This window comes from Bradyrhizobium sp. PRIMUS42 (assembly GCF_023006515.1).
GTDB lineage: Bacteria > Pseudomonadota > Alphaproteobacteria > Rhizobiales > Xanthobacteraceae > Bradyrhizobium.
Genome location: NZ_JALBGZ010001224.1, coordinates 1 through 1,110 on the forward strand (window position 1 = coordinate 1; position 1,110 = coordinate 1,110).

1 protein-coding gene and 1 pseudogene are annotated in these 1,110 nt (G+C 66.3%); both read right to left on the reverse strand.

The annotated features are described in order from the left end of the window. Nucleotides 1-129: 129 nt before the first annotated feature. Nucleotides 130-837, reverse strand: coding sequence for an ABC transporter ATP-binding protein (locus tag MOV75_RS39240; protein ID WP_246932860.1), 708 nt, complete (start codon nt 835-837; stop codon nt 130-132). Next, nucleotides 824-1,110: pseudogene (locus tag MOV75_RS39245) on the reverse strand (branched-chain amino acid ABC transporter); the annotation flags it as partial. The gene MOV75_RS39240 and the pseudogene MOV75_RS39245, both read right to left, overlap by 14 nt.

The window sequence follows — 1,110 nt, forward strand, 5'->3', positions numbered from 1 at the left end:
CGCGCCACGCCGGCGAGACCGACGGCGGCGGCGCCCGACAGCACGGTCCGGCGCGTCAGTCCTGCCGATATCTTGCCCTTCGATGTCTTGTTCATTTTGTTGGCTCCCTGGTCCTTGTTTTTATGATCGTCACATGCCGAGATATGCCTTGCGCACGCGGTCGTCGGCGCGCAGCGTGGCGTTGTTGCCTTCGAGCACGACGTGTCCGGCTTCGAGGACATAGCCGTGATCGGCGGATTCCAGCGCTTCCGCGACGCGCTGCTCGACCAGCAGCATGGTCAGCCCGGCCTGGCGCCGGATCTCGATCAGCCGCTCGAAGATGAAGTCCGCGGTCGAGGGCGCGAGCCCCATCGAGGGCTCGTCCAGCATCAGAAGCTTCGGCGAGGAGGCGAGGCCGCGGCCGATCGCGAGCATCTGCTGCTGGCCGCCGGACATCGTGCCGGCGAATTGATCGCGGCGCTCCTTCAGCACCGGCAGCCATTCGAAGATGCGCTCGATATTGGCCTGCCAGTCACGGCGGCCGCTTTCGGTCATCGCGCCCATTTCCAGATTCTCCATCACGGTGAGTGACGGGAAGACCTGGCGTCCCTCCGGGACGTGGGCGATGCCGAGATGGGCGCGCTGCGGCGGCGGCACCGCGAGCAGGTCGATGCCGTCGAACGTGATGGCGCCACCGCTCGGCTTGACGATACCGGAGATGGTCTTGAACAGCGTGGTCTTGCCGGCGCCGTTGGGCCCGACGATCGCGACGAACTGGCCCGTGCCGACATTGATCGAGACGCCGTTCAGGACGGGCTTTGCCGAATAGCCTGCACTCAATCCCTCAATTCGCAGCATGGCCCACCCACTTCTTGCCGAGATAGGCCTCGATCACGCGGCTGTCGCGCGTCACCACTTCCGGCAGGCCCTCGGTGATGACGGCGCCGTGGTCGAGTACGAGGAAGCTGTCGACCAGGCGGACCATGGCCTGCATCGTGTGCTCGATGATGGCGATGGTCATGCCGTCGCGCGCGAGCTGCTGGATCACGGCGACGACCTCGTCCGCCTCGCCATGGCCGAGGCCGGCGAGCGTCTCGTCGAGCAGTAGAATGCGCGGCTGGCCGGCGATCG

Coding starts and splice junctions, on each gene's coding strand:
- MOV75_RS39240 (WP_246932860.1), bottom strand. CDS start 837: ATGCTGCGAATTGAGGGATTGAGTGCAGGCTATTCGGCAAAGCCCGTC.